Source organism: Nocardia sp. 852002-20019_SCH5090214, assembly GCF_001665865.1.
Classification (GTDB): Bacteria; Actinomycetota; Actinomycetes; order Mycobacteriales; family Mycobacteriaceae; genus Nocardia; species Nocardia nova.
Window position 1 is genome coordinate 53,721 of sequence record NZ_LZMK01000102.1, and the last position, 25,667, is coordinate 79,387.

Sequence of the window (25,667 nt, forward strand, 5' to 3'; positions counted from 1 at the left end):
CGGGTCCCATGCTCGAATTTCTGCGTGGCCGTGACGTTCTCGTCGCGGGATGGGGGGTGTCGGGCCGCTCGCTGATCGAGCCGCTGCGCGATATCGGCGCCCGCCCCGTCGTCACCGACGCCGGGGAGAAGGCGATGGCCGAGGCCGCCGAACTCGGCCTCGACACCGCCACCGCGGCCGAACTCGTCGAACCCGGTGCGCTGGAACGGTTCGCGCTGGTCATCACCAGCCCGGGCTGGCGGCCGGGTTCGCCGGTGCTGGTCTCCGCGGTCACCGAGGGCGTTCCGGTCTGGGGCGATGTGGAATTCGCCTGGTGGGTGGATCAGGCCCGGCTCTACGGTCCGGTGCGCAAATGGCTGGTGATCACCGGAACCAACGGTAAGACCACCACCACCCAGATGACCCACGCCATCCTGCGCGCGGCCGGATTGCCCAGCGTCGCCTGCGGCAATATCGGGCTGCCGATCCTGGACGCGCTGCGCCGCACCCCGGGACCGCAGATCCTCGCGGTCGAGCTGTCGTCGTTCCAGCTGCACTGGGCGCCGTCGGTGCGCCCGGAGGCAGGTGTGGTGCTGAATGTGGCCGAGGATCATCTGGATTGGCACGGCGGCCTCGACGCCTACGCCGCGGCCAAGGCGCGTGCCCTGACCGGACGGGTCGGCGTGGTCGGCCTCGACGACCCCGTCGCCGCCGCGCTGGCGCGAAAGTCCAAGGCGCGCCGCACCGTCGGATTCCGGATCGGGGTGCCGGCCGACGGCGAACTCGGCGTGGTCGACGGTAAATTGCTGGACCGCGCCTTCACCAAGGCCGCGATCCTGGCCGAGGTCGGCGACATCAGCCCGCCCGGACCCGCCGGTGTCGCCGACGCGCTGGCCGCGGCCGCGCTGACTCGCGCTATCGACGTGGCCCCGCAGTTCGTCAAGGAGGGCTTGGCCGAGCACAAGGTGGGCCCGCATCGCGCCGCCTTCGTGCGGGAACTGGCCGGAGTCGGATTCGTCGACGATTCGAAGGCGACCAATCCGCACGCCGCGCGGTCGTCGATCCTGGCGCATCCGCAGGTGGTGTGGATCGCCGGTGGTCAGCTCAAGGGCGCCCATATCGACGATCTGATCGAGGAGGTCGCCGAGCGTCTCGTCGCCGCGGTGGTTTTCGGTCAGGATGCGCCGGTCATCGCGGCGGCAATGGCGCGACACGCGCCGGATGTCCCGGTGGTCGAGCTCGGTTCGGGTGACGATGCACAGATGAGCGGGGAACCCTCCACGGCCTCTCTGGTCGCCGAGATCGACGGCGCCGACGCGGTGATGGCCCGCGCGGTACGCATCGCCGCCGGATACGCGGGGCGCGGTGACACCGTTCTGCTCGCCCCGGCCGCGGCCTCCCTGGACATGTTCGCCGACTACACCCACCGCGGCCGCAGTTTCGTGGCGGCGGTGCAGGCCCTGGACGAGAGAGATATCGGGAGCCAGCAGTGACGAAACCGGCGCGCAAGCCCGTGGGCACCTGGTTCGGTGCCTGGCTGGCGCGCCCGCTGGCCGATTTCCACCTGGTCGTAACCATCGCCACCCTGCTCACCGTGCTCGGGCTGGTGATGGTGCTGTCGGCGTCCAGCGTGGAGGCCTACGCCGACGGCGGTTCGGCGTATTCGCTGTTCATGCAGCAGGCGTTCTTCGCGGCACTCGGCGCGGCGCTGTTCTACGTGGCGCTGCGGATCCCGATGCGCGTGCTGCGGCAGCTGTCGTTCCCGCTGTTCGCGGCGTCGGTGCTGTTGCTGGTGCTGGTGCTGATTCCCGGCATCGGTTCGCAGGTACAGGGATCGCGGCGCTGGTTCGACCTCGGATTCGTCTCGGTGCAGCCGTCGGAGATCGTGAAGGTCACCCTGATCCTGTGGGGTGCGCACCTGCTGGCGACCCGCCGCAGCGACCAAACCGGCTACAAGGACATTCTGGTGCCGCTGGTGCCGGCCGGTCTGCTGGTCTGTCTGCTGATCGTGCTGGAACCGAACCTGTCGACGACCATCGCGGTCGGCCTGGTGCTGGTCGCGCTGCTGTGGTTCGGCGGGTTGCCGGTGCGGCTGTTCGTGACCATCGCGGTCTCGGGTGCGGTCGCGGCGGGAATTCTGGCGCTGTCGGCCGGCTATCGCTCCGATCGCATGCGCGCGTTCTTCAATCCCGGCGACGATCCGCAGGGCATCGGCTATCAGGCGCGCCAGGCGCTGTTCTCCCTCGCCGACGGCGGGATCTGGGGGCGCGGGCTCGGCCAGAGCCGGGCCAAGTGGAGTTATCTGCCCAACGCGCACAACGACTTCATCTTCGCCATCATCGGCGAGGAACTCGGATTTCTCGGATGTGCCTTGGTGCTGGGCCTTTTCGCGCTGTTCGTCTTCGTCGGCCTGCGCATCGCCAGCCGGTCGGCCGATCCGTTCCTGCGATTGCTGACCGCGGCCGCGACCACCTGGATCACCGGGCAGGCGCTGATCAACATCGGCTACGTGGTGGGTCTGCTGCCGGTGACGGGCCTGCAGTTGCCGCTGGTGTCGGCCGGTGGTTCGTCGCTGGCGATCACCTTGATGATGTTCGGCCTGATCGCGAGCGCGGCCCGGCACGAACCCGAGGCGATCGCCGCGTTGAAGGCCGGGCAGGACGGGCGGTTCAGCCGGTTGCTGCGGCTGCCGATCCCGGAAACCTACGCACCCGCTCGCGCCGGCCGGGCCCGCGCGGTCTCCGGCCCGCGCCGGCGGGAACTGCCGCCGGCGCGCAAGCGGTCGGACAAATCCGGTCGGTCGCGCGGCGCGGGCACGTCCCGCGGGGCCGCTCCGGCGCGGGGTGGGGGTGCGGCGATACCCCGGCGGTCGATAGATTCGGATTCGGCACGACGACGCAGCGCCGACGCCGGACGGCGGGAGGCGCGTGGAGCGTCGTCGTGGCGCACGACCCGGGCCTGGGAGCCCAGCTATCCGATGACACATGCGAGAGAACGAGGTAATTCGAGGTGACAACCGGCGAGAGCGGCGGCACGACGGGTTCCGGGCAACGGACGCTCTCGGTGATCGTCGCCGGTGGGGGCACGGCCGGGCATATCGAACCCGCGATGGCGGTCGCGGACGCACTGCGCCGGCTGGATCCCTCGATCCGGATCACCGCACTGGGCACCCAGCGCGGGCTGGAGACGACGCTGATCCCCGAACGCGGCTATCCGCTGGAGCTGATTCCGCCGGTCCCGCTGCCGCGTAAACCCACCGCCGATCTGCTGCGCCTGCCCGGCCGGGTCCGCGCCGCGGTCGCCCGCACCCGCGCGGTGATCGACGCGGTCGAGGCCGATGTGATCATCGGATTCGGCGGCTACGTCTCGGTGCCCGCCTACCTCGCGGCCGGTGGGGGAGTGCTGCGGCGCTCGCGCCGGGTGCCGCTGGTGGTGCACGAGGCCAATGTGAAGGCCGGGATCGCGAACAAGCTCGGCGCCCGCCGCGCGGCGCGTGTCCTCGCCGCCGTGCCGAATTCGGGTGTGCACGCACGTGGGCGCGCCGACGCCGAGGTGGTCGGAATTCCGGTGCGCGACTCGATCGCCACCCTCGACCGGGCCGGATTGCGCAACCAGGCCCGCGACCACTTCGGCCTGCCCCAGCAGGGGCCGGTGCTGCTGGTCTTCGGTGGCTCCCAGGGCGCGCGCCGGTTGAACGAGGCGGTGTCCGGCGCGGCCGCGCAACTGCTGGCGGCCGGTATCTCGGTGCTGCACGCGCACGGTCCCAAGAACACCCTCGATCTGGAGGGCATCGATACCGAATCCGGTCGCGACGGCGCGAAATACGTTGCCGTGCCGTATCTGTCGCGGATGGATCTGGCCTATGCCGCCGCCGACGCCGCGGTGTGCCGCTCGGGCGCGATGACCGTGGCCGAGGTGTCGGCGGTCGGCCTGCCGGCGTTCTACGTGCCGCTGCCGCACGGCAACGGCGAGCAGGAGTTCAACGCCCGCCCGATCGTCGCGCAGGGCGGTGGCAGAATCGTCGCCGATGCGGAGATGACGCCGAAGTATGTGATGGACGAGGTGATCGCGCTGCTCACCGACCCGGCCGCGCTGACGAACATGTCGGTCGCCGCCGCCGGTGCCGGACATCGCGACGCCGCGGATACGGTGGCGCGAATCGTGCTGGAGGTGACCGGACGGTGACCGGAGGAAACGAGACGGCCGCAGTGGGAGCCGCGGACCCGGTGAACCACACCGGGCAGGCTCCCGCCGAACTGCCGGAACTGTTGCGGCGGGTCCACATGGTCGGCATCGGCGGTGCCGGCATGTCGGGGATCGCGCGGATTCTGCTCGCCCGCGGCGGCGAGGTGTCGGGCTCGGACGCCAAGGAGAGCCGCGGCGTGCTGGCGTTGCGGGCACGCGGTGCCCAGGTCCGCATCGGCCACGACGCGAGTGCGCTGGATCTGCTGGAGGGCGGCCCGAGTGCGGTGGTCACCACCTATGCCGCCATCCCGAAGACGAATCCCGAACTTGTCGAGGCGAATCGGCGCGGTGTGCCGGTGCTCATGCGTCCCACGGTCCTCGCGGAACTGATGCGCGGCCACCACACCCTGCTGGTGTCGGGTACCCACGGCAAGACCTCCACCACCTCCATGCTGGTGGTGGCGTTGCAGCACTGCGGCTTCGATCCGTCGTTCGCCGTCGGCGGTGAGCTGAACGAGGCGGGCACCAACGCCCATCACGGCACCGGCGGTTATTTCGTGGCCGAGGCCGACGAGTCGGACGGCTCACTGCTGCAATACGATCCGGACGTCGCCGTGGTCACCAACATCGAATCCGATCATCTGGATTTCTTCGGCTCCGACGAGGCCTACGTCCAGGTGTTCGACGACTTCGTGGCCCGACTGGTCCCCGGTGGACTGCTCGTGGTCTGCCTGGACGACCCCGGCTCGCTGGCACTGGCCCGCCGGGTCGCCGAGCGCGTGGCGGCCGGAGAACTCGATATCCGGGTGGCCGGCTACGGCTCCGCGGAAACGGTCGACGTGCCGGTGCCGATGCAGGCCCGGCTGGTGGCCTGGGTGCCGCGCGACGTGGGCGGTGTGGCCACGGTGCACTTGGGTGACGAACCCGCGCCGCGCACGCTGCGCCTGTCGGTGCCCGGCCGCCATATGGCCCTCAATGCCCTCGCCGCGCTGCTCGCCGCCCGCGACGCCGGGGCCGACGTGGACGAAATCCTGCAGGGCCTGGAGGGATTCGGCGGCGTACACCGGCGCTTCCAGTTCGTCGGCCGGGAGAACGGGGTGCGGGTCTTCGACGACTACGCCCACCACCCGACCGAGGTACGCGCCGTGCTCGGCGCGGCGGCCGAACTGGTCCGCCAGGAGGCGGCCGACGGCGCCCGCTCCCGGCAGGGGCGGGTGATCGTGGTGTTCCAGCCGCATTTGTACAGCCGCACAGCCACCTTCGCCGAGGAGTTCGGCGCGGCGCTGTCGCTGGCCGACGAGGTCGTGGTCCTCGACGTCTACGGCGCCCGCGAGAAGCCGCTGCCCGGGGTCAACGGCGCACTGGTGGCCCAGGCGGTCACCAAACCCGTGCACTACCAACCGGATATGTCGCGGGTGGGCCGGCAGGCCGCGAGCCTGGCGCGTGCGGGGGACGTGGTGATCACCATGGGAGCCGGCGACGTGACGATGCTCGGCGGGCAGATTCTGGACGGACTGCGGGTACGCCCGTCGACGGGACGGTGAACACGGCGCCCCCGCCCGGCGGTGCCGGCCGGAGAGGGAGGTGGACATGACACGCCGCGCGACGATCGACGAGTCCGATCCGGACGCCGAGGACGAGTTCGCGGCGGGCGGCGACAACCGTCTCCGCCGCGCCGGGACCCGCGCGCGGCTGCCCTTCGACGGCCGGTGGCGGCGAATCCTGCTGTGGGGCGCGCCGATCGTGGTCGTGGTGATCGTGCTGCTCGTGGTCGCCTACTTCACTCCCGCGCTCTCGGTGCGCACCGTGCAGGTCGAGGGGGCGTCCGCGGTGCCCGAACAGGATGTGCGCGCGGTGCTGCAGATCCCCGGCGGCCGCTCCATGCTGCGCATCGACACCGACGCGATCGCGCGCCGGGTCGCGTCGCTGCCGAAGGTGCGGGCGGCGCGGGTCCAGCGGGTGTTTCCGTCCACGGTGCGGGTCACGGTGGACGAGCGCACCGCGGTGGTGTTCTTCGACAGTCCGCAGGGACCGCATCTGCTCGACGCCGACAGCGTCGAATTCGCGATCGAACCGCCGCCGCCGGGCGTCGCGAAGCTGGTCACCGACCACCCCGGCAGCGCCGATCCGGTGACCCGGGCCGCGGTCGCGGTTCTCGATGCCGCCCCGCCGGCGCTTCGTGCGCAGGTGGGAGAGGTTGTGGCGCGGTCGGTTTCGGATATCGAACTGAAGCTGCGCGACGACCGCACGGTGGTCTGGGGCGGTACGGACGACTCCGAACGCAAAGCCGCGGTGGTGCTTCCGGTGCTGACGCGCCCGGGAACGGTATTCGACGTTTCGAGTCCCGATCTGGTAACGGTAAGATAGTGACACTCGTTGTGCCGTTGCGGTTTTCGACCGGCGGCCGGGAGTCGATGGCCGTGCGTGATGGCCGTGGCACCTGGGCCCGTCCGGGTGCCGCAGTCGCGTGCGGGGCCGGTGAATCCGCGGTCGTGCGGATATCGAGACCCGATCTCGGTGTCTGCGGCGGCCGTTCGCGGTACCATGCCCGACGGGCTCGGACGAGACGGATCACACAAGATTCTGACCCTCGTGTCGGCGCGCCTGCGCACGGATCGCGACGGGTGCGAATAGCGTTCCGCACCAGTCGGATACTTGACATAACGCCAACCCTATGGTTCAGGTTTAGGGTTTGTCCGAGTGAAAACCCGGGCGGACCGGGGACCTCGAATCGGCGCTCTGCCGAGAATCCGAAAACGACAGGCTTTGGATCGAAGGAAGGCGAGAGCCCATGACGCCCCCGCACAACTACCTTGCAGTGATCAAGGTCGTCGGTATCGGCGGCGGCGGCGTGAACGCCGTCAACCGGATGATCGAACAGGGACTCAAGGGAGTCGAGTTCATCGCCGTCAACACCGACGCGCAGGCACTGCTGATGAGTGATGCGGACGTCAAACTCGACGTCGGCCGCGAACTCACCCGCGGTCTCGGCGCCGGCGCGGATCCCGAGGTGGGCCGCAAGGCCGCCGAGGACCACAAGGACGAGATCGAAGAGGTACTCAAGGGCGCCGACATGGTCTTCGTGACGGCCGGCGAGGGCGGCGGCACCGGTACCGGTGGCGCGCCCGTGGTGGCCTCGATCGCCCGCAAGCTGGGCGCCCTGACCATAGGTGTGGTGACGCGGCCGTTCTCCTTCGAGGGCAAGCGGCGCAGCAACCAGGCCGAGGCCGGTATCCAGGCGCTGCGCGAATCCTGCGACACCCTCATCGTGATCCCGAACGACCGGCTGCTGCAGCTCGGCGACGCGGCGGTGAGCCTGATGGACGCCTTCCGCTCCGCCGACGAGGTGCTGCTCAACGGTGTTCAGGGCATCACCGATCTGATCACCACCCCGGGTCTGATCAACGTCGACTTCGCCGACGTCAAGAGCGTCATGTCCGGCGCCGGTTCGGCCCTGATGGGCATCGGCTCCTCGCGCGGCGAGGGACGATCCGTGAAAGCCGCGGAGGCGGCGATCAATTCGCCGCTGCTGGAGGCGTCGATGGACGGTGCGCACGGCGTGCTGCTGTCGATCGCGGGTGGATCGGACCTCGGTCTGTTCGAGATCAACGAGGCCGCCTCGCTGGTGCAGGAGGCCGCGCATATCGAGGCCAACATCATCTTCGGCACGGTGATCGACGATTCGCTCGGCGACGAGGTCCGGGTCACGGTGATCGCCGCCGGCTTCGACGGGGGCACCCCGGCCCGGCGCATCGAACCGGCGGGCAGAACGAATATCGGCGCGGGCCGAGCCGGAGACATCGGCCAGTCCACGACCCGCCGCGAGTTCGGCAGCACCCGCCAGCCGGAGCCCGAGCGCACGGCCGACCCGACGCCTGCGCGTGGCCCGGCCCCGTCCTACGAACCGCGCCCGGTCGCCGAACCGACCATCGCGCACAACAGCCGCTCACACATTCAGATGCCGGACGAGGACACCGACGACGTCGACGTCCCCGATTTCATGCGCCGGTAGCAGACGCCGATCTCGCTGCCCCCTCCGACGTTTCGGAGGGGGCAGCGGCGTTTGCGGCCCGTGGAGGCCGATCGAAACCCTGTGTGCCACGGAAATTCCGGTGGTCCGGCACCGGGCGGGGTCTGGTGTGGGTCGTCGGGTGTCGCCGTCGATGTCCCGGGGCGACGACGTGTGATACCGGACACCGCGAGGGGAGCCGTCGCACCCGGCGGTGGTGAACGCGGCGATCTCGTGTGGCGGCACTGTCGTGTGCATGAATTCGCACGCCGTGGGTACTTCGGCGGTCATGCTCGCGCTGTGCCCCGTTCCGCCGCCTCGCCACATCCGTTCCGGATCACTCGGCGGCGGGCTCGACTCCGAACCGGCGCGGCCTATTAATCTCGGAGATATGACACAGGCTTCGGTTCGGACGCGACGGGTGACGACCACGCGGGCCGGTGGGTTCTCGGTGGCGCCCTACGACTCGTTCAACCTGGGCGACCACGTCGGCGACGATCCGGAAGCCGTGCGCCGCAACAGGATTCGACTCGCGGAGGGCATCGGTCTGCCGCCCGGCCGCCTGGTCTGGATGGAGCAGGTGCACAGCCGCAACGTCGAGATCGTCGACGGCCCGCGCGCCGAACCGGTTCCGGTAACCGACGCGCTCGTCACCACCGTGCCGAATCTCGCGCTGGTGGTCCTCACCGCCGACTGTGTCCCCTTGCTGCTGTCCGACGACGAGGCCGGTGTGATCGCGGCCGTGCACGCCGGACGCGTCGGCGCTCGCATCGGCATCGTGCCGAAGGTCCTCGAGGCGATGATGTCGGTCGGCGCCCAGCCGCACCGCATCGGCGCCTTCCTGGGACCGGCCGCCGGCGGCGAGGACTACGAGGTGCCCGCCGCCATGCGCGAGGATGTGGAGGCCCATCTGCCCGGCAGCGCCACCACGACCCGGCGCGGTACGCCCGGGCTGGACCTGCGAGCCGGCATCCGCCGTCAGCTGGAAGCGGCCGGGGTCGGCGCGGTCGCCGTCGATCCGCGCTCCACCATCACCGACGAAACCCTGTTCAGCCACCGCCGCGGCGCGCCCACCGGCCGCATCGCCGGGGTGATCTGGATGGAGGGGGAGCGGTGAATCACGCCGAATCCGAGGTCGGCACAACAGAATCCGGGCCGGGGATGCAGCAGTCTCGGGAGGCCGAGCTCGCCGCCGCTCTCGCACGCCTGGAAGATCGCATCGATGCCGCGTGCCGCGCCGCCGGGCGCGATCGGGCCACCGTCCGGTTGCTGCCGGTGACCAAATACTTCCCGGCCTCCGACGTGGAGATCCTGTATCGGCTCGGCCGGCGGGAATTCGGCGAATCGCGGGAGCAGGAGGCCTCCGCCAAGGTGGCCTCATTAGGCCATCTGGCGCAGATGCGCTGGCATATGATCGGCCGATTGCAGCGCAACAAGGCGAAATCGGTTGTGCGCTGGGCCGATACGGTGCACTCGGTGGATTCGGAGCGTCTGGTGAGGGCCCTTGACACCGCCACGGCGGCCGCGCGTGCGGACGGGGCGCGCGCGGATCCGCTGCGTGTGCTACTGCAGGTGAGCCTGGATCGCGATCCGGCGCGCGGCGGCGTAGTCCCGGATGATCTCCCGGCGCTCGCCGATCAGGTCGCGGAATCCGAGAATCTGCAGCTCGCGGGCCTGATGGCGATTCCGCCGCTGGGCGCGGACCCGGATCCGGCCTTCGCCGAACTGGCCGGTCTGCATCGCACGCTGCTGGCCGCGCATCCGGGCGCGACCGAGTTGTCGGCGGGCATGTCGGGCGACCTCGAGGCCGCCATTCGACACGGGTCTACCTGCGTGCGTGTCGGTACTGCTCTGATGGGCGCGCGACCGATAACCTCGCAGTAGCAAAGAAACCTCATCAGTCACATTCGAAACATATGCTTGGGGCTGACGAGGTCTGAGCAGGACTTCAACACCCCAGGTCAGTCGGGGCCGTAGGAAGGTCGACCAGGATGAGCGAGCGTAGCGAGCGAGACATCAGCGCAGCCACGAGCATGCTCGTGCTGGAGCCCAGCGTTAGTGAGGTGGGAGCATGAGTACGCTGCACAGGTTCAAGGCCTACTTCGGCATGGTCCCGCTCGAGGAATACGAAGACGACTACGTCGACGACCGTGGCCCTCGGGGTATCGACGACCGTGGTCCGCTGGGTGCGGACGACCGCGGTGTGCGCCGCTCGCGTTTCGACGACGATCCGTACGACGCCGGGCGCTCGCGTTTCGGCGACGACCGCTTCGCCGACGATCCGGGCTACCCGGAGCCGGCCTACAAGGCGCCCTATCAGCCCGGCTACACGGTGCCGCGCCGCTCGGAGTTCGCCGACGAGTCCTACTCCGACGACCGTTACGAGCCCCTGCGCCGCCCGACCCGGATCGAATCCGCACCTTCGGGCCGTTCGCGCGGGCTCGGCGGTGGCACTCCGATGGTGCGTGGCACCACGCACGGTGCGCTGGCGGTCGATCCCGAGGCCGAACGGCGGATGGAAGAGCGGCGGATGGAGGAGCGCGCCCGGTTCGAGCCGGCTCCGCGCCGCGCCCCCGTCTTCGAGGACGGAGGTCCGTTGTCCAAGATCACGACACTGCGTCCGCGCACCTATGCCGAGGCCGCGATCATCGGCGAGCGTTTCCGTGACGGTACGCCCGTGATCATGGACCTGGTCGAAATGAGCAACGCCGACGCGCGCCGCCTGGTGGATTTCGCCGCCGGATTGGCGTTCGCGCTGCGTGGTTCGTTCGACAAGGTGGCCACCAAGGTGTTCCTGCTCTCACCGTCGGATGTCGATGTATCGGCCGAGGAGCGCCGGCGCATCGCCGAAAACGGCTTCTACAACCAGAAATAAACCCCGAACCGGGTGCCGCGGCGCGGCGGCGGCCCCGGTCGGGTGAGCCGCGTGGGGGGAAAGGACGCCGGATGCACGGCGCGGGGAGTTTGCAGGACACCGAATCTGAGGCAAAGTGGACAGGTGGCCTTGTTTCAGGTGCTGTATGTACTCCTGTTCCTCTTCTGGCTGTTGCTGATCAGCCGAGTGATCGTCGAGTTCATCCGCAGCTTTGCGCGCGACTGGCATCCGCGGGGGTTCGTCGCCGTCGTTCTGGAGGTGATCTTCACGATCACCGATCCGCCGGTGAAACTGTTGAGGCGCCTGATACCTCCCGTGAACTTGGGGGGAATTCGACTGGATCTGTCGATTATGGTCCTGCTTTTCATCGTGTTCATTCTGATGTCCATCGTCAGCAGGCTCGGGCAGCCGATAGCTCCGGTGTGACAGAATGGGCCGAGAAGAAGAGCTTGCTAGAAGATCTACGCTAGATCTCCGTACGAAGCGCGAAGGGATCCTTCCATGCCGCTGACTCCAGCCGATGTGCACAACGTCGCGTTCAGCAAACCGCCGATCGGGAAGCGCGGCTACAACGAGGATGAAGTCGACGCCTTCCTCGACTTGGTCGAACAGGAGCTCTCGCGCCTCATCGAGGAGAATGCGGACCTGCGCCAGCGGGTTGCTGAGCTGGATGCCGAATTGGCGGATGCCAAGAAGTCGCGTCCCGCGCCGCAGGCGGTGAAACCCGCGCCGCCGCAACCGGAACCGCCGAAGCCCGCGCCCGTTGCGCCGCCGATGCCGGTGCAGGCCGCCGCGCCGGTGGCTCCCAAGGACAACTCCGCCGCGGATGCGAACCTGCAGGCCGCGAAGGTGCTGAGCCTGGCGCAGGAAATGGCCGACCGGCTCACCACCGACGCCAAGGCCGAGGCCGAACAGCTGCTCTCCAACGCCCGGGCGAATTCCGAGCGAATGGTCAGCGAAGCGCAGACCCGCTCGGACGCGATGGTCGGCGAGGCGCGGCAGAAGGCCGATTCGCTGCTGTCGGACGCGCAGACCCGGTCCGACAGCCAGCTGCGCCAGGCCAAGGAGAAGGCCGACGCCCTGCAGGCCGACGCCGAGCGCAAGCACACCGAGATCATGGCCACCATCACCCAGCAGCGCAGCGTGCTGGAGAGCCGCATCGAGCAGCTGAAGACCTTCGAGCGCGAGTACCGGGTGCGTCTGAAGTCCTACCTGGAATCGCAGCTCGAGGAGCTGGAGAACCGCGGTTCGGCCGTTCCGGTCGACGGTGGCGAGGCCTTCGAGGCGGTATCGAACAGCCACGGTCCGGCGTCGTACGCCAAGGGTGGCAAATAGCTCGTCCCGGGTGCCCGCCACCCCGCCGATACGCGGGGTCCGGCGTCGCATGCCGCTGTGTGGTCGTAGTTCTGCCGAGCCGCCCGGCCCCTCGGGGGCGCTGCGGCCCGCCCTGCCCGCCTAGGGGGTGACCATGCTCGTTCTGACGCTCGTCCTGGCCGCGATCGGCTTCGCCCTGTTGGTGACGGCGTTGACGACCGGATCGGTGATCTGGGCGTGGGGTTGCATCGTCGTCTGCGTGATCGGTGCGATCCTGCTGCTGGTCAGCGCGCTGGCCATGCGTGAGCCCGAGGACGGCCCGCAATCGCGTCCCGGCCGTCATGCCAAACGCTGAGCGGGCACGGGTGCGGTGAACGGGGCGGGGAGCAGGGCACGGAAATAACGTTGCCCGCACTGGCTACAATCAAACCTGTAGATCGGCAGTGATCCGGCCATCACCGGGGAGCCTTCGGAAGAACGGCGCCCACCGGCGCCCAGTAGAACCGAACGGGTGAGCCCGTCACAGCTCGCAACGAGAGGTCCGCCCGCCGGAACATCCGGCCGGACAAGCGGGGTGGTACCGCGGCAGCGGCGCACAGGCGCCGACGTCGTCCCCGTGCCCACCGACTGCGCCGAACGAGCGCACTGGCACGAGGGAGACCACAGCCGCCATGGCGGACGAGACATCCACCCGCAACGCCTATCCCCGCGTCGACTTCACCGCCGCGGATGCCGGCTCGCGGCAGGGCGCGAGCGTGTCGTTCCCGGAGCTCGAGCGCCGGGTGCTGGACTACTGGGCCGCCGACGACACCTTCCGTGCCAGCATCGACAACCGCGCAGTGTCTGCGCCGGCGTCCGCCGAGGGGTGCGACGAGTTCGTCTTCTACGACGGGCCGCCGTTCGCCAACGGTTTGCCACATTACGGACATCTGCTCACCGGATATGTGAAGGATTTGGTTCCGCGGTTCCAGACGATGCGCGGTAAGCGCGTGGAGCGGCGCTTCGGTTGGGACACGCACGGATTGCCCGCGGAAATCGAAGCGGAGAAGCAACTCGGTATCACGGACAAATCACAGATCGATGCGATGGGCCTCGCGGAATTCAATGCCGCGTGCAAATCCTCTGTGCTTCGTTACACCAATGAGTGGCGTGACTATGTGACACGCCAAGCGCGGTGGGTCGACTTCGACAACGACTACAAGACCCTCGATCTCGACTTCATGGAGTCGGTGATGTGGGCGTTCAAGTCGCTGTACGACAAAGGTCTTGTCTACCAAGGCTTCCGGGTGCTGCCCTACAGCTGGTACGAGCAGACGCCGCTGTCGAACCAGGAGGCGCGCCTCGACGACGCCTACCGGATGCGCCAGGATCCGGCGGTCACCGTCGACATGCTGCTCGAGGTCGCGCCCGATCATCCGCTGCACGAGCTCGACGGCGCCAACGCGCTGATCTGGACCACTACGCCGTGGACGCTGCCGTCGAACCTGGCGATCGCGGTCCACCCGGACATCACCTATGCCCACGTGCGCGGCAAGGACGGTAAGCGCTACGTGCTGGCCACCGAGCGGGTCTCGCACTACGCCCGGGAACTCGGCACCGCCGACGACGGACTCGAGGTGCTCTCGGAGCACTCGGGCGCGGCGCTGGCAGGCCTGCGCTATCGGCCGCCGTTCGACTTCTTCCTCGGCCACCCCCACGCCCACCGCGTGCTGAACGCCGACTACGTGACCACCGACTCCGGAACCGGCGTGGTGCATCTGGCGCCCGCGTTCGGTGAGGAGGACATGGACGTCGCCTCCGCCAACGGGATCGAGGTCGTGCAGCCGCTCGACGCCGGCGGCAAGTTCACCTCGATGGTGCCGCCGTACGAGGGCCTGATGGTATTCGACGCGAATCCGGTCATCATCAAGGACCTCAAGGCCGCCGGAAAGCTGTTGCGGCACGAGACGATCGAACACTCCTACCCGCACAGCTGGCGATCGGGTCAGCCGCTGATCTACATGGCGGTGCCCTCGTGGTTCGTGGCGGTCACGAAGTTCCGCGACCGCATGGTGGAGCTGAACCAGCAGATCACCTGGGTGCCCGAGCACATCCGCGACGGCCAGTTCGGCAAGTGGCTCGAGAACGCGCGCGACTGGAACATCAGCCGCAACCGGTACTGGGGTGCGCCGATCCCGGTGTGGATCTCCGACGATCCGGCCTACCCGCGGGTCGACGTGTACGGCTCACTGGACGAGCTGGAACGCGACTTCGGCGTGCGCCCGGCGGATCTGCACCGGCCGGGCATCGACGAGCTGGTGCGCCCGAACCCCGACGACCCCACGGGGAAGTCGATGATGCGGCGCACACCCGAGGTGCTCGACTGCTGGTTCGAGTCGGGGTCGATGCCCTACGCGCAGGTGCACTACCCGTTCGAGAACAAGGAATGGTTCGAGGGCACGCCCGATCGCCCGGCGCACAGCCCGGGTGACTTCATCGTCGAGTACAACGGGCAGACGCGCGGGTGGTTCTACAACCTGCACGTGCTCTCGACCGCGCTGTTCGACCGGCCGGCGTTCAAATCCGTTGTGGCGCACGGCATCGTGCTCGGCGACGACGGATTGAAGATGTCCAAGTCCAAGGGCAACTACCCCGACGTCAACGAGGTGTTCGACCGCGACGGCTCCGATGCCATGCGGTGGTTCCTCATGGCGTCGCCGGTGCTGCGTGGCGGCAACCTGATCGTCACCGAGCGCGGCATCCGCGAAGGCGTGAGCCATGCGCTGCGGCCGCTGTGGAACGCGTGGACGTTCCTGCAGCTCTACGCCTCGAAACCCGGTGTGTGGCGGACGGATTCGGCGCATGTGCTGGATCGCTACATCCTGGCCAAACTGGCCGCGGCCCGCGATGTGATGACCGAGGCGCTCGAGGTCTACGACATCGCCACCGCCTGCGACGAACTGCGTTCGTTCGCCGACGCGCTCACCAATTGGTATGTGCGCCGGTCTCGTTCGCGGTTCTGGGAGGAGGACCGCGACGCCATCGACACCCTGCACACCGTGCTGGAGGTCACCTGCCGGCTGGCCGCCCCGCTGCTGCCGCTGATCACCGAGGTGATCTGGCGTGGGCTGACGGGGGAGCGGTCGGTACATCTGACCGACTGGCCGGGCGAGACCGAACTGCCGCGCGATCCGGAGCTGGTGTCGGCGATGGACGAGGTGCGATCGGTGTGCTCGACGGTGCTGAGCCTGCGCAAGGCGCAGAACCTGCGGGTGCGGTTGCCGCTGTCCGAGGTCACCATCGCCGCGCCGGATGCCGAGCGGCTGCGTCCGTTCGCCGATCTCGTGGCCGACGAGGTCAACGTCAAGAAGGTGGACCTGACCACCGATGTGGCCGCCCACGGCCGGTTCGAACTGGTCGTCAACGCCCGCGCCGCCGGTCCGCGGCTGGGCAAGGACGTCCAGCACGTGATCAAGGCGGTGAAGTCCGGACAGTGGCGCGAGGACGACGGTGTGGTCAAGGCGCTGGTCCCCGGACGCGACGACGGCATCGCGCTGCTGCCCGAGGAGTACACCCAGCGCCTGGTGGCGGCCGAACCCGAATCCACCGCCGCCCTGCCCGGCAATGCCGGCCTGGTGGTGCTGAATTCGGAGGTCACCGAGGAACTCGAGGCCGAGGGCTGGGCCCGTGACCTGATCCGCGACCTGCAGGAGACCCGCAAGTCGCTGGGCCTCGACGTCTCCGACCGCATCACCGTGGTCCTGGAGGTGCCGCAGGAGCGTGCGGAGTGGGCGCGGACCCACCGTGACCTCATCGCCGGAGAGATCCTCGCCACCGCACTCGATTTCGGCGCGGCGGGCGCCGGGGCTGCCGACGTGGTCGGTGGTGTACGCGCGGCGATCGCCAAGGCCTGAGTACGCGCGCGAGTCGCGAAACGAGCCCGGTCCGCTTCTGGCGGACCGGGCTCGTTCGTTACCGCGCTGCGAATTTCTGCCCGCCTAGGGGAAAGGGCGGGTGCGAGATCGATGGGCCGCGTGGGCAGGTCGCGTCCGCTGTCAGGTCGGGGTCGGTCCCACGTATACCCAGCTAGACGAGGGTTACACATGGCCGTGGCGGGCGGCGACAGGTGCGAGCGGGGTGGGCGATTCGCCGATTCCCGGTATGACCTGGAGTGTGTCCTGTGAGGCCGAAGCGGATCACGGTTGCGGATTGGCACTTGTGGTGTGCATGTGACTTGCGCTAAAACAGCTATGTCACAGCAACCGTCACTCTTTAGTTGAGCTTAGGTGTTTTTCTCGGATCGACCCCCGCTGAAAACTGCACTACCAGGTAGTTGACCGGCTGAGATGCCCGTGGGGAAGCGGCCATCCCAAGTCCATGCTGTGTGCTGTGTAATCGCCGGTCGGCGTGCCGTGGTGGCTACATGTAATGAAGGGCGAGCACATGGCACCGTCATCCGTGCGCGGATCCTCGCGCCGCAGATCCACCCGCTATCTCCTGGCCGCGATCGCCGCGGCCGTCTCCGTATCGATCTGGGCGGGTCCGGCCACCGCCGCACCCGCCGACACCGGCAGTTCCTCCCTCTCCGGCGATTCCGGGAGCAGTTCCGGGTCGGGGAGCGGATCAGGCTCCGGTAGCGCCAGCGGTTCGGCGGCGCTACCGCTGCCCAGCCCGCGGGCGTCGATCGCCCTGAGCATCGCCGGTTCGCAGGCGGGCAAGCCCTACGAATGGGGCGGGACCGGGCCCAACGCCTACGACTGCTCCGGGCTGGTGCAGTGGGCGTTCCGGCAGGTCGGCATCATGCTGCCGCGCACCACCTGGGAGCAGGCCACCGCCGGCAGCGCCGTGCCGGTCGGCGCGATGATGCCCGGCGATGTGGTCATCGTGAATACCGACGGCTCGCACGAGGGCATCTACGCCGGCGGCGGCATGCTGCTCAACGCCTACGGGCCCGGCGTGCCGATCGGACTGACGCCGCTGAGCGAATTCGACATCTACGCGATCCGGCGCTTCTTCTGAGCCGAGTGTCCGGGCTGCGGGATCTCGCGCCGCAGTCCGGACACTCGCCGACTACTCGGCGGTGTGCGTGCGTCCCGTCGCGATCTGCCGATCCGCTCGGAGGGGCGGGAGCTCAGACGCCCACCGCCTGTTCGATCTCCTCCTCGGCGTCGGAGTCCTCGTCGATGTCTCCGCGGGCTGCGGCGTTCTCGGGCATCGATGTACCGGGGCGGTGTGCTTCGACAGGCATTCCGCTGGTGACCGGGACGGCGGAGTGCGCGGCGCCGGGTGTGGCCGCGTGCGCCGGAACATGTGCCGTGGACTGCGCGTCGCGGCGGCGTTCGTAGACGCCGCCGACCAGCACCAGCACCACACCGGCCGCGAACCACAGCGCCAGGCTCGCGATCCGGCCGCCGAGGCCGCCGTTGCCGTCGAAGTAGAGCAGGCTGCGGGCGCCCTCGACGAAGCCCGCGCCGTTCCAGAACGAATGCAGGGCGCCGAAGAAGCCGTTCTGCAGTTCGGGTCGGTAGATGCCGCCGGAGGTGGTGAAGTTCAGCATCACGAACAGCACCATCACCGCGAGCGTGGTCCAGCGCTTCAGGAACGGGTGCAGGCCGATGCCGATGAAGAGGATCCCCGCGGCGTACAACCAGCCCATCGCCCAGATCGAGGCGTAGTCGTGGTCGACGACGTGGAAGACCGGTCCGGCGAGCACGATGCCGATCACACTCACGACGAACGAGGTGGCCACCGCGGTGAGCGCCCGCACGGCCATGCGCGTGCCCGCTCCGGCGACGCTGATCGCGGCGACGCTGCCGTAGGCGCCGATACTGAGCGCGACGAGCACGAAGAACAGGCCTTGTCCGGTCGGGTCGCCCGAGGCGGTGGGCGCGACGTCGATCGTGTGCAGCGGCAGATTCTGCTGGGCGGTGACGGCGCCGAACACGGTCTCGACGGCCATGGCGGTGGTGTCCGAATTCGCCTTGGCGACAAGCAGTTCGGGGGATTGCGCATCCGGGACGAAGGCGCCGGCCAGATCCCGATGCCGCAGCCGGTCGACGGCATCGGCGCGGTCGGCGAGCGTGACGACCTCGAGCGCGTCACCCGCCCGGTCCTTCAGCGTCTGGGCCATCACCTTGACCTCGGGGCTGTCGCCGACGATCGCGACCTGCACGTGGTTGGGCTCGGGCTGGTGGAAGGCGCCCAGATAGGCCAGGCCCATGCCCAGGCACATGAGCAACGGGGTCAGCAGATGTCCGGCCATGTGCCGTAGCTGGTGCGGAGACATGTTCGCCACTCCAAAGGTTGGTAAATACAACTATTGTTTGTTGTACTATACAACCATGAAGGGGTCGCAGCCATACCCGTCGCGCACTGTGGCGATTCAGACAATTCAGCGTGAGCTCACCGCGTTCGCCCGTCGCGCCCGTGGTCGCGCCGCGGAACTGCATCCGGAGCTGCCGCTGGTGGCCTACAGCATTCTCGATCTGGTGATCGCGCGCGACGGCTGCCTGGCCGCCGAACTGGCCGACTACTTCGTGCTCGACAAATCCACGATGAGCAGGCAGGTGGCGGCGCTGGAGAAGCAGGGCTACCTGGTCAAGGAGGTCGACCCGGCCAACCGCCGCAATCACGTCCTGCACGCCACGCCCGACGGCAGGCGCGTCGCGGCCGACTCCGAACGCGCGCGCAGTGCCGCGGTGAACGAGCGCTTCCGCGACTGGGACGATCGCGACGTCGCCCAGCTCGCCGCCTATCTGGAGCGCTACAACGCCGCCGACGGCGGCTGAACGCCGCACTTCCCCCACGCCCGTCCCCGGAGGGGCGGGTCGTTACACCGTGCTGGTCACTCTTTGCACAGCTCGCGCAGCAGCGGCCCGTACTGGGGATGGCTGAGCGCCGAGGCGAACTGGGCGACCAGATAGTCCGCCGGATTGCCCGTGTCGTACCAGCGGCCGCGAATCACCTGTCCGTAGACCGGGTTCGAGGCGGCGAACACGTTGATCGCGTCGGTCAGGTACACCTCGCCGGTGCGGTGGGTGTACCACTTGTCGACCTGCTTGCGCAGTTCGTCGACGATGCCGGGGGTCACGACGTATCCGCCGATCGCGGCGTAGGCCGAGGGCGCGTCCTCCGGCTTCGGCTTCTCCCGCAGCCCGCTGATGCGCATCAGGCCGGGCTCGAAGGAATCCTCGACCACCGGCACGCCGTAGCGCTGGGAGTCGGCCGGATCCATCGGCATCAGCGCCAGCACCGGCGAACCGGTCTTGTTGTAGGCGTCGATGAGCTGCTGCGCCCGCGGCACCTCGGCGACGAAGACGTCGTCGGGCCACAGCACCAGCATCGGCTCGTCGCCCAGCGTGCGGGCGGCGTTGAGCACCGGGGTGCCGTTGCCGTAGGGACCGTGCTGGTCCAGATAGGTGATGTGGCCGAGCCGGCCGAGTTCGCCGACCTCTTCCACGGCGTCGGCATAGGCGGACTTGCCGTCGGCGCGCAGCTGCGCCACCAATGCCGGATTGGGACGGAAATGGTCCTGGATCAGGGACTTCCCGCCGCTCACCACGATCGTGATATCGGTGATGCCGGAGGCTACCAGCTCCCGCACAGTGTGCTCGATCACCGGTTTGTCGCCGACCGGCAGCATCTCCTTGGGGATGGCCTTGGTCAGCGGCAGCAGGCGGGAGCCGATGCCGGCGGCTGGGATCACTGCCTTGCGGATGGTCATGAACCGATCATCACACACTTCCGCCGCCGGATATGTCGGTCCCCACGCGTAGATTTCCGGGTATGCACTCTGTCCCCGATGCGGCTACCAGCGGTCTCGTGCCTGGTCAGCGCGCATCCGCCGGGGTCGGTACGGGTGCCAGGGGTGGGCCGGCCGTGCATCTGCACGCACAGGAATCCGACAGCAATTTCGGCGCCGACACGGTCGCGGCGCGCCGCTGGGTGCTGCACATCGATATGGACGCCTTCTTCGCCTCGGTCGAACAGCTGACCCGCCCGACGCTGCGCGGCCGGCCCGTACTCGTGGGCGGGATGGGCGGCCGCGGCGTGGTCGCGGGCGCCAGCTACGAGGCGCGGGTCTTCGGCGCCCGGTCGGCGATGCCCATGCATCAGGCGCGCCGGCTGGTCGGCGTCACCGCCGTGGTGATCCCGCCGCGCGGGGTGGTCTACGGCGAAGTCAGCGGGCAGGTCTTCGAAACCCTGCGGTCGTGGATTCCGGTGCTCGAGACGCTGTCGTTCGACGAGGCGTTCGGTGAACCCGCCGAACTCGCCGGCGCCGATGTCCGGCGGGTGCGCGAATTCTGCGAGCAGCTGCGGCAATCGGTGCGGGAGCGAACCGGGCTGGTGGCCTCGGTCGGCGCCGGTACCGGCAAACAACTGGCCAAGATCGCCTCGGGACTCGCGAAACCCGATGGGGTGCGGGTGATTTCACCGGCCGAACAGCAGGCGCTGCTGGCCGGGCTGCCGGTGCGCAAACTGTGGGGTATCGGGCCGGTGGCCGAACATCGGCTGCGGTCGGTGGGCATCGAAACCGTCGGTGCGTTCGCGGCGCTGCCCGAGCCGGAGGCGGTCTCGCTGCTCGGCGGCAGTGTCGGCGCGGCGCTGCATCGGCTCGCCCGCGGGATCGACGAACGACCCGTCGCCGAGCGGGCCGAGGCCAAACAGATCAGCGCCGAAACCACCTACGAGACCGACATCGTCACGCTGGCGCAGCTGCGCCCGGCGATCGAGGCGATGGCCCAGGCCGCACACCGGCGGCTGCTGCGCGACGGCCGCGCGGCCCGCACGGTGGTCCTGAAATTGAAGAAGGGCGATATGAGCATCGTGACGCGTTCGCTCACGTTGCCCTACGCCACGACCGATCCGGCCACGCTCACCGCCGCGGCTCAGCGCTCGGCCATCGATCCCGTCGAACTGGGCTCGATCCGGTTGGTGGGCGTGGGATTCGGCGGTTTGTCCGCGGTGCGGCAGGAATCACTGTTCCCCGAACTCGACCGCGACACCGGTGCGGTGGGCGCCGCGATCTTCGAAGAGCCGATCGCCGCGTCGGCGCCGGCGGCCGAGCCCGTGGTGCCGCCGCCGACGCGTTCCTACACCACCGAGTTCTGGTATCCCGGACGCGATGTCGGCCATCCCCGGTATGGCCACGGCTGGGTACAGGGCAGCGGGCACGGCCGGGTCACCGTCCGATTCGAGACCCGCTCGACAGGGCCGGGACCGGCGTATACGTTCGCTGCCGACGATGACGATCTCACCCCGGCCGATCCGCTCCTTAGTCTTCGTTGAAATTTGGCGGGTAGCGTGAGGCCACTCGTGCACTGCCGCCGGTCGGGTGGGAGCTGTCACGTGAACGGAACCAGACCAACTCGAACGCAAAGGACGAGCATTGAAGCTTCAGATGACTGGACGCATCGCGGTCGCCACCCTGGCAGTCGTGGCTGCGCTCGGCATGTCGGCCTGCGGCAGCGGTGACAAGCACTCGAGCCACAAGTCCACCACGACCAAGGCCGCCGCCACCTCGGCTGCCAACGTGCCGCCGGTGCCCACGGTCGCCGATCTGAACTCGGAGTTGGCGCAAGCGCTGGACCCGGGCGTGCCGGCCGCGCAGAAGGCGCAGTGGCTCGAGGACGGTCAGGACGCCCTGGCCAAGGACCCCGAGATGATGCAGAAGCTGACCGACGCCTACCAGCAGAACAACGCCAAGATCAACGTCACCGATGTGGCGTATCTCGGCGGCGACACGCTGACCGCGAAGGTGGACTTCTCCGTCAACGGCGGTGCGCCGACCAAGGCCGACGTGCCGTTCGTCGCCCAGGACAACAGCTGGAAGCTGCAGAAGAGCTGGGCCTGCGCCGGACTGAAGAACCTGGGCCAGCAGTCGCCCGCGTGCGAGTAGTTCTCGTCGTACCGGCCCGAGTCGTCGGCAGGGCGATGACGAGGGGCTATGCCGTGCCGGAGTCACAACGAAACTAAACAAAGACTGAGAAAGGTCGGACGACTTCGCTCGTCCCGGACACCCCGCGCTAGCATCTGCCTCCGTGACCGACACGATGGTGAGGGCGGACGACACGCCCGCGGCAGGACAGGGACACCGGGTCGACCGGTCACGACTCGCTCGCTGGGCCCAGCCGATCGCGCTGATCGCAGGCCTCCTGGGCGCCCTGTGCGCCATCGCCGTACCGCTGCTGCCGGTCCAGGTCGACCACACGACGCTGTCGTGGCCGCAGCAGGGCTCGACCCGCGGCATCGACGCGCCGCTGGTCTCCTACGCCCCGCTGACCTTCGACGCCACCGTCCCGTGCGCGGCGATCGCGCAGCTGCCCGCGCAGGGCTCCACGCTGACCGCGACCATCCCGGCCGGCGCCCCGGACCTGGAGCGCTACGGTTTCGTCGCGCGGGTGCGGCCCGGCACCGACGGTAAGCCCGGTCAGTTCGAAGCGGTGCTGCGCAATCAGTCTCTGGCCAGTGTGCCGGTGGACCGGCTCGGTGGCGCCTGCGCGTTCACGGTGCATTCCGAAATCTCGCACACCACAGCAACTTTCACCGGTACCGACGCGAAACCGGTGACGCTGCAGGGTGATTGGCGACCGCAGCTGGTGGGCGTGTACAGCGACCTGACCCGGGCCGCCGGAACCAGCGTCACCGCTCAGGTCGACAGCCGATTCTCCGTGGTGCCCACCGTGATCAAGCGGATCGCGACCGTGCTGGCGGTGGTGTTCACCCTCATCGCGCTGGCCGCGTTGTTCCGCCTGGACCGGCTCGACGGCCGTCGCATCCGGCGCTGGTTGCCGCAGCGCTGGTGGAGCTTCGGCGCCGTCGACGCCGTGGTCCTGGGCGGACTGGTGATCTGGCATTTCATCGGCTCGACCACCTCCGACGACGGCTATCAGTTCGGCATGGCGCGCGCGTCGCTGGTGTCGGGTTATATGGCCAACTACTTCCGGTTCTTCGGTGTGCCCGAGAACCCGGTCGGCACACCGCCGTACGACATCATCGCGCATATGACCGAGATCAGCACCGCGAGTCCGTGGATGCGGATTCCGACGCTGCTGGCCGGTGTGGTCACCTGGCTGGCGCTGAGCCGGGAGGTGATTCCCCGCCTCGGGGTGGCGGTGCGCCACGACCGGGTGGCGGTGTGGACCGGCGCGCTGATCTTCCTGGCGGTCTGGCTGCCCTACAACAACGGTCTGCGGCCGGAACCGGTGATCGCGGTCTGTGTCCTGCTCACCTGGTGTTTCGTCGAACGTGCCATCGCGACCCGGCGCCTGCTGCCGTATGCGATCGCGATTTTGGTGGCGGCGTTCAGTTTCACCGCGGCACCCTCGGGCGTGATCTGCGTGGCGCCGCTGCTTGCCGGGATGCGCTCGGTGTTCCGCTTCGGCAGTGCCCGGGCGCGCGAGCTGGCCGCCGATCCGCGGACCGGTGAACCCCGCTCCCGCTGGGCCGTGGGGTACGGCTACGGTGCCCTGCTCGCGCCGCTGGCGACTGCCGGTGCCCTGGTGCTGGCCTTCGCGTTCGCGGTGCAGCCGCTCTCGGCGATGTTCGAGATGCGCCGCGTGCACACCGCGGTCGGCCCGTCCGACCCCTGGTACAACGACTACCTGAACTATCAGTGGCTGTTCATGCCGACCGCCGACGGTTCGATCGGGCGACGCTTCGGCATGGTGGCGATGTGGCTGGGCCTGCTCGTCTGTGTCTTCGTCCTGCTGCGCAAGGGCGGGCGGATCCCGTTCACGGCGGGCGGGCCGGCGCGCCGGCTGCTCGGCATCACCTTCGCGTCGATGCTGCTGATGGCGACCACACCCACCAAATTCACCCACCACAACGGCGTGTACGCCGGACTGGCCGGTGCGGTAGCGGTGCTGACCGCGGTCGCGGTCGGCCCGCGGGTGATGCGGTCGCCGCGCAACCGGGCGCTGTTCGGCGCCGTGGTGGCCTTGGTGATGGCGCAGATCTTCACCAGCGTCAACGAATGGTGGTACGTGTCCAGTTACGGCATTCCGTGGTGGGACAAACCACCGTCGGTCCACGGCTTCGGGCTGAGCAAGGTCTTCCTCGCCGTGGCCGTGGTGCTGCTGGCACTGGCCGGATGGTGGCATGTGCGCGCGCCGGAACCCGGTACCCCGCACCGGATTTCGCGACCGGCGTGGCGATGGGCGAAGATCCCGCCGCTGACCGTGGCCGCGGCGCTGCTGGTGGTGTTCGAGATGGCCTCGTTCGCCAAGGGGGCGGTCGCCCAGTATCCGGCGTTCTCGCTGGCCCGCTCCAATGTGGATGCGGTACTGGGCAAACCGTGCGGGCTGGCCAACGATGTGCTGGTCGAAACCGATCCCAACGCCTCGATGCTGCCGCCATTGACCGGCGACCCGCAGACGACCTTCACCGCCGGCGCCACCGGATTCGTGCCCAACGGGGTCGGCGATCTGACCCCGGAGGGGGAGCCCACCAACAGCAGCAGTATCTCCAGTGCCTTCGACAGCGGGAAGAACCAGGGCGAGGCCGGCACCCAAACCGCCGGTGCGCCACTGCCGTACGGCCTGGACTCGGCCACCACACCGGAACTGGGCACCGCCGGTGAGCAGGATCCGGCCGAACTCACCACCGGCTGGTACCGGTTGCCCCCGGCCGCCGAGCGCACCGGCATCGTGGCGATCACCGCGGCCGGGCGCATTCGCTCGGTCGACAAGGACGGCGTGGTCACCCCGGGCCAGCGCGTCGAGATCGAATACGGCACCAGCGACTCACCGACCGAGGCGCATGCGCTGGGCTCGGTGATCCCGGTCGATATCGGGCCGACGCCGTCGTGGCGCAACCTGCGTGTGCCGTTCGGCCAGATTCCGCCGCAGGCCGATGTGATCCGCATCGTCGCCCAGGACAGCAGCCGCGACCCCAACCAGTGGGTGGCGCTGACGCCGCCGCGCGTCCCGCGCACCACGACCCTGCAGGACATGGTGGGCTCGCGCAGCCCGGTGCTGCTGGACTGGGCGGTGGGACTGCAGTTCCCGTGCCAGCGGCCCTACGATCACCGCGACGGGATCGCACAGGTTCCGAGCTGGCGTATCCTGCCCGATCGCACCGCCGCGCACGACACCACGCTGTGGGAGAGCCACGACGGCGGCGGCCCGCTGGGCTGGAGCCAGCAGTTGCTGAGCTCGCAGACCCTGGCCACGTATCTGAAGGACGACTGGCGCCGGGACTGGGGTGAGTTGCAGCGGCTGACACCGCGCGACACCTCCGCGACCGCCGCGGTGCCCACGGTGACTCGGGAGACCCACGGCGGCATGTGGAATCCGGGCCACATCAACACCGCCTGGGGGTGAGGCC

General features: G+C 69.0%; 20 protein-coding genes. 18 read left to right on the forward strand and 2 right to left on the reverse strand.

The window, feature by feature from the left end; all coding sequences use genetic code 11:
* Positions 1 to 8: 8 nt before the first annotated feature.
* The 14 genes from murD (at position 9) to A5780_RS08425 (ending at position 17,360) form a co-directional block, all read left to right on the forward strand.
* Entirely contained in the window at positions 9 to 1,472 is a 1,464-nt protein-coding gene (gene murD, locus A5780_RS08355) for a UDP-N-acetylmuramoyl-L-alanine--D-glutamate ligase (protein WP_063017874.1), read from the forward strand.
* Positions 1,469 to 2,992 (forward strand): putative lipid II flippase FtsW, encoded by a 1,524-nt coding sequence (gene ftsW / locus A5780_RS08360; protein ID WP_064908159.1) that lies wholly within the window; start codon positions 1,469 to 1,471, stop codon positions 2,990 to 2,992. Before murD ends, ftsW begins: the two co-directional genes overlap by 4 nt.
* A complete protein-coding gene (gene murG / locus A5780_RS08365; RefSeq protein WP_063017878.1) occupies positions 2,989 to 4,164 on the forward strand; it encodes an undecaprenyldiphospho-muramoylpentapeptide beta-N-acetylglucosaminyltransferase in 1,176 nt (391 codons plus the stop codon). The genes ftsW and murG overlap by 4 nt, the downstream gene beginning before the upstream one ends.
* Before the next feature lie 98 nt (positions 4,165 to 4,262).
* Complete coding sequence (gene murC, locus A5780_RS08370; protein ID WP_064908179.1) at positions 4,263 to 5,708, forward strand: UDP-N-acetylmuramate--L-alanine ligase; 1,446 nt, start codon at positions 4,263 to 4,265, stop codon at positions 5,706 to 5,708.
* Between the two features lie 46 nt (positions 5,709 to 5,754).
* Positions 5,755 to 6,531, forward strand: coding sequence for a cell division protein FtsQ/DivIB (locus A5780_RS08375; RefSeq protein ID WP_082976344.1), 777 nt, complete (start codon positions 5,755 to 5,757; stop codon positions 6,529 to 6,531).
* 424 nt (positions 6,532 to 6,955) lie between these two features.
* The gene (gene ftsZ / locus A5780_RS08385) at positions 6,956 to 8,176 is read left to right on the forward strand and encodes a cell division protein FtsZ (protein WP_063017882.1); all 1,221 of its coding nucleotides are present in this window, start codon (positions 6,956 to 6,958) and stop codon (positions 8,174 to 8,176) included.
* A 388-nt stretch (positions 8,177 to 8,564) separates the two neighbouring features.
* The gene (pgeF, locus tag A5780_RS08390; RefSeq protein WP_064908181.1) at positions 8,565 to 9,290 is read left to right on the forward strand and encodes a peptidoglycan editing factor PgeF; all 726 of its coding nucleotides are present in this window, start codon (positions 8,565 to 8,567) and stop codon (positions 9,288 to 9,290) included.
* A gap of 44 nt (positions 9,291 to 9,334) precedes the next feature.
* Positions 9,335 to 10,057 (forward strand): YggS family pyridoxal phosphate-dependent enzyme, encoded by a 723-nt coding sequence (locus A5780_RS08395; RefSeq protein WP_064908180.1) that lies wholly within the window; start codon positions 9,335 to 9,337, stop codon positions 10,055 to 10,057.
* A 187-nt stretch (positions 10,058 to 10,244) separates the two neighbouring features.
* On the forward strand, positions 10,245 to 11,048 hold the full coding sequence (locus tag A5780_RS08400; RefSeq protein ID WP_030514707.1) for a cell division protein SepF: 804 nt from the start codon (positions 10,245 to 10,247) through the stop codon (positions 11,046 to 11,048).
* Between the two features lie 123 nt (positions 11,049 to 11,171).
* A complete protein-coding gene (locus tag A5780_RS08405) occupies positions 11,172 to 11,474 on the forward strand; it encodes a YggT family protein (protein ID WP_030514706.1) in 303 nt (100 codons plus the stop codon).
* Positions 11,475 to 11,549: 75 nt separating this feature from the next.
* Positions 11,550 to 12,383 (forward strand): DivIVA domain-containing protein, encoded by an 834-nt coding sequence (locus A5780_RS08410; protein WP_030514705.1) that lies wholly within the window; start codon positions 11,550 to 11,552, stop codon positions 12,381 to 12,383.
* A 133-nt stretch (positions 12,384 to 12,516) separates the two neighbouring features.
* A complete protein-coding gene (locus A5780_RS08415) occupies positions 12,517 to 12,717 on the forward strand; it encodes a hypothetical protein (protein WP_030514704.1) in 201 nt (66 codons plus the stop codon).
* A 316-nt stretch (positions 12,718 to 13,033) separates the two neighbouring features.
* On the forward strand, positions 13,034 to 16,255 hold the full coding sequence (gene ileS / locus A5780_RS08420) for an isoleucine--tRNA ligase (RefSeq protein WP_063017886.1): 3,222 nt from the start codon (positions 13,034 to 13,036) through the stop codon (positions 16,253 to 16,255).
* A 529-nt stretch (positions 16,256 to 16,784) separates the two neighbouring features.
* A complete protein-coding gene (locus tag A5780_RS08425; protein WP_063017899.1) occupies positions 16,785 to 17,360 on the forward strand; it encodes a C40 family peptidase in 576 nt (191 codons plus the stop codon).
* Between the two features lie 112 nt (positions 17,361 to 17,472).
* On the opposite strand, the gene A5780_RS08430 is transcribed toward A5780_RS08425, so the two are convergent.
* Positions 17,473 to 18,627: an ABC transporter permease gene (locus A5780_RS08430; protein ID WP_063017901.1), complete on the reverse strand. Its 1,155-nt coding sequence runs from the start codon at positions 18,625 to 18,627 to the stop codon at positions 17,473 to 17,475.
* A gap of 88 nt (positions 18,628 to 18,715) precedes the next feature.
* Between A5780_RS08430 and A5780_RS08435 the strand changes: the two genes are divergently transcribed.
* Positions 18,716 to 19,129: a MarR family winged helix-turn-helix transcriptional regulator gene (locus tag A5780_RS08435; RefSeq protein ID WP_036523975.1), complete on the forward strand. Its 414-nt coding sequence runs from the start codon at positions 18,716 to 18,718 to the stop codon at positions 19,127 to 19,129.
* 56 nt (positions 19,130 to 19,185) lie between these two features.
* Here A5780_RS08435 and A5780_RS08440 read toward each other — a convergent pair whose 3' ends face one another.
* The gene (locus A5780_RS08440) at positions 19,186 to 20,064 is read right to left on the reverse strand and encodes a UTP--glucose-1-phosphate uridylyltransferase (RefSeq protein ID WP_063017888.1); all 879 of its coding nucleotides are present in this window, start codon (positions 20,062 to 20,064) and stop codon (positions 19,186 to 19,188) included.
* Between the two features lie 236 nt (positions 20,065 to 20,300).
* Between A5780_RS08440 and A5780_RS08445 the strand changes: the two genes are divergently transcribed.
* From A5780_RS08445 to A5780_RS08455, 3 genes are all read left to right on the forward strand, one after another.
* Entirely contained in the window at positions 20,301 to 21,629 is a 1,329-nt protein-coding gene (locus A5780_RS08445) for a DNA polymerase IV (protein ID WP_228818057.1), read from the forward strand.
* A 112-nt stretch (positions 21,630 to 21,741) separates the two neighbouring features.
* On the forward strand, positions 21,742 to 22,239 hold the full coding sequence (locus A5780_RS08450) for a hypothetical protein (protein ID WP_104363133.1): 498 nt from the start codon (positions 21,742 to 21,744) through the stop codon (positions 22,237 to 22,239).
* A gap of 154 nt (positions 22,240 to 22,393) precedes the next feature.
* Positions 22,394 to 25,663: an arabinosyltransferase domain-containing protein gene (locus tag A5780_RS08455; protein ID WP_156769423.1), complete on the forward strand. Its 3,270-nt coding sequence runs from the start codon at positions 22,394 to 22,396 to the stop codon at positions 25,661 to 25,663.
* The last annotated feature ends 4 nt before the right edge of the window (positions 25,664 to 25,667 follow it).